This window comes from Deltaproteobacteria bacterium, assembly GCA_029210625.1.
GTDB lineage: Bacteria > Myxococcota > Myxococcia > SLRQ01 > SLRQ01 > JARGFU01.
In genome coordinates this window covers 1-7,511 of record JARGFU010000060.1, presented here as the reverse complement: position 1 = coordinate 7,511, position 7,511 = coordinate 1, and the positions used below count along the sequence as shown (strand labels likewise).

Here is a 7,511-nt window from a genome sequence, read left to right as displayed (position 1 = left end):
CGCGCTGGAGAGGAGTACGAGCGTTTCGCGGATCGAAGGCGAGAGCTTCCCTCGGCCGCCGAGCGGCACTTCGAGGAAGCGCTGGAGGACGCGAAGCGGCTGGAGGGGTGGCAGGAGCCTGGTGGTGGCTCAGAGTCGGAGGACTGAGATCCGGACACCTCCGGACTACCGCAGGCGCCCAACCATCCAGAAACGAAGGCCGGAAGACCTCACCACCTTCCGGCGTTCAGGGAGCCAAGACGTACGGCCCAGCGAACCGGTGATACCGGGGGGCTGGGCCGTCTGTTTTCGGGGGTTGCTCGCTATTGGGAGGTCTACCGCGCCGGCGGGGCCTCATCGAGGACGACCCGGTTCTTGCCTCTCCTCTTCGCCGAATAGAGGGCTCGATCTGCGTTCTCGAGGAGCTCTCGGGAGGAACGGACCTGCTGGTCGCAGACCGCGATGCCAGCGCTGATGGTGACGGCCTCGCCGCCGCAACGGATGGTCATGACCTTCTCTCTGACTCGCTCGGCGATCTCGAGCGCGATCTCGGGCCGGCTGGTGAAGGGGAGGATCGCGACGAACTCCTCTCCACCCAGGCGGCAGCAGATGTCGGAGTCTCTCACCTGCTCGGTCATGGTCCTGGCCAGCTGGATGATCACCCGATCGCCTTCCTGGTGGCCGTGACGATCGTTGACGAGCTTGAAGTCATCGATGTCCACCAGGAACAAGGACAGGCCCGCGCCGTATCGCCGGTGGTTCCTGAACTCCAGCTCCAGCAGCTCGTAGCAGCTCGAGTGGTTGTAGAGGCCGGTCATCCCGTCTCGCATGGAGAGGGCCGTGATCTCGGCCGCGTGGGTCTCCGAGATCAGGGTCAGGGATTCGATCTGCCCGGTGATGTTCGAGAGGTAGTCCAGCGTCGCGACGGTGATGCGGACGTTCCTGCCGAGCGCCTTCGTCATCGCGAGCTTGTGCTTGGTGACCTCACCCCAGAGCGACTCGGCGACATCGGGAGCGAAGTAGTGATGGGAGATGGTGTAGAAGAGGTCGGAGAAGAAGACGCCGCCGCGCTCCTCGATCTGCTCGTCGATCCTGGCTCGCTCGTCGCCGGTCATGACGCGGTCTCCGGCGAACGCGGAGACCAGCTCCACGCTCATGGCCTCGGTCGAGACGGAGCGCCGCAGGCGGTCACCGCCACTCTCGGCCAGCGCTGTGTCCTTCGTGTCCTTGTGCTCTTCACCCATGGTCGTACAGCAGGAAGTCGTGGCCTCCGGCCTCGAGAAAGCTGCAAGAGATGCTATTTCTCCCAGGGACGCAGGAAGGTCGGTCCCATGTCGATCAGCAGGAACTCGGCGTCCTCCCGAGCGGTGAACGAGACGGCGCGCTCGTCGGTGACCGAGACGCTGTCACCACGCGTCAAGGTGATGTCGTCGAGGGTGGCCTGGCCGGACACCGTGTGGAGCCAGGCGGTCCGGTCCGGCGCGAGCTCGTGAACGATGTGAAGTCCGGAGTCGAGAACCGCGGAGTAGACGAGCGCGTCCTGGTGGATTCGCAGGGAGTCCCTTCGCTCGTCGGGAGAGGCGACGGCGCAGAGCAGGTTTCGGCGCTGCGCCTCCGTGAAGCAGCGCTGCTCGTGGTTGGGCTCCAGCTCCGCTTGTGCCGAGCGGAAGATCATCCGGAAGAGGTGGACACCTTGGTGCCGCGAGACGTCCGTGATGCTCTGACGGAGACGGAAGCCGGTGGAGGTGCGTTGAAACCCGCCAGCGTGCAGGACGCCCGAGCTGCCTCGTGAGTCCTTCTGCGAGAGAGCCCCCTCGTACACGTACGCGACGACCTCGGTGTCGCTTCCGCAACGGAACTCCGTGCTGGCGCCCGGCCGGAGCAGCAGCTCGTCGAAGGCCAGCAGGAAGCCGAAGCCGGTGCCGGAGGGATCGCTGAAGCAGCCTGGAAACAGGGAGTGCCAGACGTCATGCTGCTCATGGTGGAGGTGCTGTCGCTGTTCGTGGCGGAGGAGCTCGATCATGCGCCGGCCTCTCTCGCGAGCCCGAGTCGCCGGCGCCTCGCCCCCTGGAGGACGGCCGACAACGATGGTCTGCGAGCCGGCCACCACCATCGGTCCGGTGTGCTCGAGGCCCGCCGTCGTGGCGGCGACCGGGTGACCCCGCTCTCGGCGCGGACCTCGGCGAGCGCGCTCTCCATCCGGGGCAGGACGTGCACGAGCGTGTAGTCGATGAGGTGTTCGCCCTGTACCGCGTGGACGACGGCCTGGCGCAGTCTGCTCTGCCCCCGCGGGAGCGCATGCCCGAGCAGCCGCCAGAAGAGACGGCGACGCGGGCTCCGGATGCCGATGTGCCAGATCGCCCGCAGAAAGGAAGCGACCTCGCCGGGAGTGGACGTCCGGGTGTTCGGGGTGGAGCCCACGCGCCGCAGGTAGGCCTCGCAGCGGCGGTAGTACTCGTCGGGGGAGTAAAGCCACCCCATGAGCTCCGAGTAGCCGAGCAGGAGCGCCTCCTCGCTCATCGTGGGCGCGAAGTTCGGTCGGGAGAAGGGATCCCCGTTCGAGCGCTGCCGCAGTCGTCCCTCGGTCCGGAGGCGGCGCCAGAGGGCGGTGCCGGGCAGGGCCGTGAGGATCCCCGCCATGGCGAGGGGGACCGGCTGGCGACCGAGGAACTCGCGCTGCTCGGCGAAGATCTCCTGATCATCGGTGTCGAAGCCCACGATGAAGCCGCCCATGACCTCGATACCGGCCCTCGTGATCCGGTCGATGGCCACCGACGGGTCGATCCGGAGGTTCTGGAACTTCTTCGCCGCCTCGAGTGCGCTGGCCGAGGGCGTCTCGATCCCGACGAACACCGACGAGAAGCCTGCATCGACCATGTCCTTCAGGAGCGGCGGATCGGTCGCCAGGTCGACGCTCGCCTCGGTATAGAAGTCGAAGGGATGACCGTGCGCGCGCTGCCAGTCCCGCACGATCGGCAGCAGTCGCTTGACGGTCGTCTTGTTGCCGATGAAGTTGTCATCGACGAGGAAGAGCGTTCCCCGGTAGCCCAGCCGATGGACTGCCTCGAGCTCCTCGATGACCTGTGCCGGGTTCTTGACCCGCGGCTTGCGGCCGAAGATCTCGATGATGTCGCAGAACTCGCATCGGAACGGGCAGCCTCGTGAGTACTGCAAGCTCAGCGAGGCGTAGTCCGAGAGCTCGAGCAGGTCGAAGCGTGGCACCGGCACGGTCGTCAGGTCTGGGTGGCTCGAGGTCGCCTCGAGCACCTGGCGGCCCCGGCCGATCCGGGTCAGCGAGAGGACCAGCTCGGCGACCCTGCCCTCCGCCTCACCCTGGAAGACGACGTCCGCCTCGGGGAAGAGGTCGGGGCTCGTGGTCGGAGCCGGGCCTCCGACGACCACCGGAACACCGTGGGCCCTGGCCCGGGTGATCGTCTCCTGGAGGGAGTCGACCTGAATGAGGAGGCCCCCCGTCAGTACGACGTCGGCCCATCGAAGTGCGTCGTCGTCGAGCGCCCGCACGTTGAGGTCCACCAGACGAAGGTTCCAGTCACCGGGCAGAAGGGCCGCGAGGGTGATCAGGCCGAGCGGCGGCAGGGACGCCCGCTTGCCGATGAGGCGCAGCGCGCGCTGGAACCCCCAGTAGGTGACCGGGAAGCGCGGATAGACGAGCAGAGCGTTCATGGTCGAGCTCCACGTGGGTAAGGGATTCCCATCTCGTGAGCCCCTGCCGGCTAGCCGCTGCCACCGATGTCCAGCTCGAAGGGGCTTTCCCCATCCAGGTGATCGAGCAGGTCCTGATCGAGGGCCGGGTGGGCCAGCTTGGCCCTGTCGAACATCCGCTTCACACCCTCGAGGCGGACCAGCCCGTTGGCGACCATTCCGGCCTGAATGAAGCCGATCCAGCGATGAAGCTTGGCCAGAGGCCAGGTTCCCGAATGGTTCTTTATCTGGCCGCACATCCAGTCGAGATGTTCCAGAGCGAGCGAGGTCGGCAGATCGGGCCGGGGCGAGTCCCAGCCATCGATGGTGTCTCTGCAGTACTCGGCCATCGCGAGGATGAGCGGAACGCTGTCGTGGAGTGGCTCCGCCTCGCTCTTCTCGAGTTCTCGGTTCATTGCTCGTCCTTGTGGGAAAAACGGTTCCTTCTCCGACAGCAGGACCAGCTGCTGCCAGGCCTCACCCAGGGTGAGCGGAAGGTCGGGGTCCCGAGCGTCCGCTCCCCGGGCTCCGGCAGGGTGGGAGTTCTTGGTGGTGTCGAACTGTCGCTTGGCCCCCTCGAGGCCGAGCAGGTAGTTGGCGATCATTCCGGCCTGGATGAACCCGAACCAGCGGTGGAGCCTGGCCAGCGGCCAGGTGCCTGCGTGGATCTCGATCTCGCGACACATCCAGACGAGGTGGTGCAGACCGAGCGAGGGGGGAAGGTCGGGCTGGGGTCCGCTCCACGCCTGGATCTCGTCTCTGCAGGTCTCGGCCATCGCGACGATCAGCTGAACGTCGTGCTGGGGTGGCGTCGGCTCGTCTCGATCCGCCCTCGAGGATGCCGGCCGGATCTCGTGTCCGGCGGTCGGGGGTCCCGGGGCGTTGTTCTTGATACGGCGGCGGCTCATCTTGCCTCTGGATCAAGCAAGTCGCATGCCGCGCAGAGGGTGCCCCGATTGCCTCCTGTGGACCGCTGATGAGGGGCGGTAGTTACGGTGGCAATCAAAGTGGAATACAATGCAGTCAATCTGAAGGGGTCACCCATGCGTGTCGAGGATCTCAATCACCAGGAGCTCCTGGAACTCGATCCGGATGGGGGGACCATCCGGTTCGCCGGGCAACGTGCCCTCCTGCTCGATGCAGTGGCGATGGGGCTCCACCGGAAGTACCTCGTCGAGAACTTCGGCCTCACCGCCGCCAGGGCGGTGCTCACGCAGTTCGGTTTCGCGCACGGCTGGCGCATGGCCGAGGCGATGAAGAGGGGCATCAAGTGGTCCAGCGACGACGAGTGGCGGCGAGCCGGGCCACACCTCTATGCGCTCGAGGGTCTCTTCTGCGCTCAGCCGGGCATCGACGATCCGCTCGGCACGAAGGGAGCAGTCCTGCTCGCGTCCTACGAGGCCGAGCAGCATCTACTGCACTTCGGGCGCTCGGACTCGGCCGTGTGCTGGACGATCTGCGGTCTGCTGAGCGGCTACGGCAGTCAGGCTGCCGGCGAGGAGATCTACGTCCTGGAGGAGCGATGTCTGGGACAGGGGCACGCGGCCTGTCACATCCTGGGGCGGACCCGCGAGGAGTGGGGCGATGAACACGCGGAGGCGCTGGCGTTCTTCGATGGGGCGCGCCTGGCGGAGACCCTCGACATCTCTCTGAGCAGGGTCACCGAGACCCTCCGGGCTGCCGAGACCAAGCTGCGCTCGCACCGCCGGGCCCTGGTCAGCGTGGGGCGTGATGTGGAGGCGCCAGCGGGAATCGTCGCGATGAGCCAGAGCATGAAGCAGGTCGTGGACCTGGCGCGCCGCGTGGCGAAGGTCGACGCCACGGTCCTCATCACGGGAGAGAGCGGCGCGGGCAAGGAGAGAGTCGCGCGGCTCGTTCACGACGAGTCGGCCCGCTCGGCAGGACCCTTCGTGGCGATCAACTGCGGCGCCATCACCGAGACCTTGCTGGAGAGCGAGCTCTTCGGCCACGCGCGAGGTGCGTTCACCGGGGCGGCTTCGGATCGCCCCGGGCTGTTCGAGGCCGCCAACCACGGGACCCTGCTGCTGGACGAGGTGGGGGAAGTCTCGGCCGGCATGCAGGTCAAGCTGCTGCGTGTTCTCCAGGAGAGGGAGATCCGCCGCGTGGGAGAGAACAGGAGCCGGAAGGTGGACGTCCGTATCATCGCCGCCACGAACCGGGATCTGGCCTACCAGGTGGCCGAGAACGAGTTCCGACAGGATCTCTACTACCGCCTCAAGGTGGTCGAGCTGCGGGTCCCCTCGCTTCGCGAGCGTCGCGACGACATCCTGCCGCTGGCCCGGCTGCTGCTTGCCCACGCGGCCTCCAGAATGGGCCGGAAGATCACCGGCCTCGATCCGACCTCGGCCGATCAGCTCCTGCGCTACGATTGGCCAGGCAACGTGCGAGAGCTGGAGAACGCGATGGAGCGCGCGGTGGCGCTCGCGCGGGGCAGCCGCGTGCAGCTCGAGGACCTCTCGGAGGAGATCCGCCGAGCCTTTCCCCGGCCGGTGGCCAGCGAGGAGGCGGTCCAGCCGCTGGCCGAGGTCGAGAAGGACTACATCCTCGCGGTGCTCGAGCTGAACGGTGGGAACCAGGCACAGACAGCCCGGCAGCTCGGAATCGGTTCGGCCACGCTCTACCGCAGGTTGAAGAAGTACGGCCACGTCGCGCGCCCCCGGAGTGACCGGGGTCGTTCGCGCTAGGGGGCGCGGGGCCTTTTCCTTTTCTCGTGGCGTCTGCTCCTCTAGGCTCGATCGCCATGGGAACCCGCTTCGCCGGTTGTCTGGTGGTGATGGTCGGTCTGCTCTCGGGGGGCTGCACGCACATCCTCCCGGCGCCGCCCCTGCCGGTGGAGATCGCACCACCGCTCTCGGAGACCCCGCCCCTGGCGGAGGGTCACGGCCGGGTCGTCGTGGACGTGGCGGACGGCCCCACGAGGGTGCTCCAGGTCGAGCGGCAGTCGGGCCGCTACGTCGCGACCGGCGTGATGTGCGAGTCGCCCTGCTTCTTCGATCTGCCATACGGGCACTACGTCTTCGGCTTCCGGAGCCGCGGACGCTCCTACCGCCTCGAGACCAGCGAGGTCGAGGTCGGCGAGACCCCGATGGTCTACCGCTTCGCGCTCGGCCGCTACGACGCGGCGGGGCCCGCGGTGCCCCTCGGGATCGTCGCCACCACCCTCGGCGGCATGGCCTTCATCACCGGCGCCGCGCTCCTGCCGATCGGCCTCGCCAAGGACCTCGACGGCATGACCCTGGCGGGGGGCATCACGCTGGCGGCGGGCGGCGCCCTGACGACCTTCGGCGTCGTCACCATCGTGATCAACCCCACCGTTCGCCAGCCGGGGGTGTGGGTCCGCTTCCCTCTCCCCTGAGGGCTAGAGCTGCGGCAGGGCGGGGACCGTGCACTGGGTCGGGCCGGAGGCGCCGCTGGCGCAGGCGACCCAGTTCACGTCGGTGGCGCTCGCCGTGGGCCCGACCAGGAGATCGTAGGGCTCGGCCTCGGTGCCCAGCTCGAAGGTCTGGATGAGATCACCCTCGGCGATGCAGTCGACGCCGGCGAAGGAGACGATCAGGTAGCCGCCCTCTCCCCCGAGGCAGACGGCGCTGCCGTCCTCGACCCCGAGAGCCGCGTTGGCGTCGGAGCAGGCCCCGTCCTGGCCCGGACCGAAGGCCACCTCGCCCCACTGGTCGGCGTAGCCCCGCAGGGTCATCGTCGCGTCGAAGACGGCCACCGCGTCGAGGTCGAGGCCGTTGCCGCCGCCGGTCTCGTGGTCGAGATATTGTCAAATGTCGTGGATCAAAAAGTTTGATCAGGCGGCGACCTTC

At 67.6% G+C, this 7,511-nt stretch carries 7 protein-coding genes; 2 read left to right on the top strand and 5 right to left on the bottom strand.

Translation table 11 applies throughout. The features are described 5' to 3' along the window. Nucleotides 1-314: 314 nt before the first annotated feature. Genes P1V51_25265 through P1V51_25250 form a run of 4 tightly spaced genes read right to left on the bottom strand, consistent with a single transcriptional unit; the run spans nucleotide 315 to nucleotide 4,457 of the window. Nucleotides 315-1,223, bottom strand: a complete 909-nt coding sequence (locus P1V51_25265; protein ID MDF1566366.1) for a GGDEF domain-containing protein — start codon at nucleotides 1,221-1,223, stop codon at nucleotides 315-317. A gap of 53 nt (nucleotides 1,224-1,276) precedes the next feature. Then, a complete protein-coding gene (locus tag P1V51_25260) occupies nucleotides 1,277-2,002 on the bottom strand; it encodes a hypothetical protein (protein ID MDF1566365.1) in 726 nt (241 codons plus the stop codon). After that, nucleotides 1,999-3,663, bottom strand: a complete 1,665-nt coding sequence (locus P1V51_25255) for a radical SAM protein (protein ID MDF1566364.1) — start codon at nucleotides 3,661-3,663, stop codon at nucleotides 1,999-2,001. Before P1V51_25255 ends, P1V51_25260 begins: the two co-directional genes overlap by 4 nt. Nucleotides 3,664-3,713: 50 nt before the next feature. Next, nucleotides 3,714-4,457 carry a hypothetical protein gene (locus P1V51_25250; protein ID MDF1566363.1) on the bottom strand — a complete coding sequence of 248 codons (744 nt, stop codon included), beginning with the start codon at nucleotides 4,455-4,457 and terminating at the stop codon, nucleotides 3,714-3,716. A 267-nt stretch (nucleotides 4,458-4,724) separates the two neighbouring features. Between P1V51_25250 and P1V51_25245 the strand changes: the two genes are divergently transcribed. Beyond that, the gene (locus P1V51_25245) at nucleotides 4,725-6,386 is read left to right on the top strand and encodes a sigma-54-dependent Fis family transcriptional regulator (GenBank protein MDF1566362.1); all 1,662 of its coding nucleotides are present in this window, start codon (nucleotides 4,725-4,727) and stop codon (nucleotides 6,384-6,386) included. A 56-nt stretch (nucleotides 6,387-6,442) separates the two neighbouring features. Beyond that, nucleotides 6,443-7,057: a hypothetical protein gene (locus P1V51_25240; GenBank protein ID MDF1566361.1), complete on the top strand. Its 615-nt coding sequence runs from the start codon at nucleotides 6,443-6,445 to the stop codon at nucleotides 7,055-7,057. A 3-nt stretch (nucleotides 7,058-7,060) separates the two neighbouring features. On the opposite strand, the gene P1V51_25235 is transcribed toward P1V51_25240, so the two are convergent. Continuing rightward, entirely contained in the window at nucleotides 7,061-7,417 is a 357-nt protein-coding gene (locus P1V51_25235; protein ID MDF1566360.1) for a hypothetical protein, read from the bottom strand. Between the last annotated feature and the right edge of the window lie 94 nt (nucleotides 7,418-7,511).

Excerpts from the sequence above, each read along its gene's own strand:
- P1V51_25245 (MDF1566362.1), top strand. The coding sequence starts at position 4,725 with ATGCGTGTCGAGGATCTCAATCACCAGGAGCTCCTGGAACTCGATCCG.
- P1V51_25250 (MDF1566363.1), bottom strand. The coding sequence starts at position 4,457 with ATGGCCGAGACCTGCAGAGACGAGATCCAGGCGTGGAGCGGACCCCAG.
- P1V51_25240 (MDF1566361.1), top strand. The coding sequence starts at position 6,443 with ATGGGAACCCGCTTCGCCGGTTGTCTGGTGGTGATGGTCGGTCTGCTC.
- P1V51_25255 (MDF1566364.1), bottom strand. The coding sequence starts at position 3,663 with ATGAACGCTCTGCTCGTCTATCCGCGCTTCCCGGTCACCTACTGGGGG.
- P1V51_25265 (MDF1566366.1), bottom strand. The coding sequence starts at position 1,223 with ATGGGTGAAGAGCACAAGGACACGAAGGACACAGCGCTGGCCGAGAGT.
- P1V51_25260 (MDF1566365.1), bottom strand. The coding sequence starts at position 2,002 with ATGATCGAGCTCCTCCGCCACGAACAGCGACAGCACCTCCACCATGAG.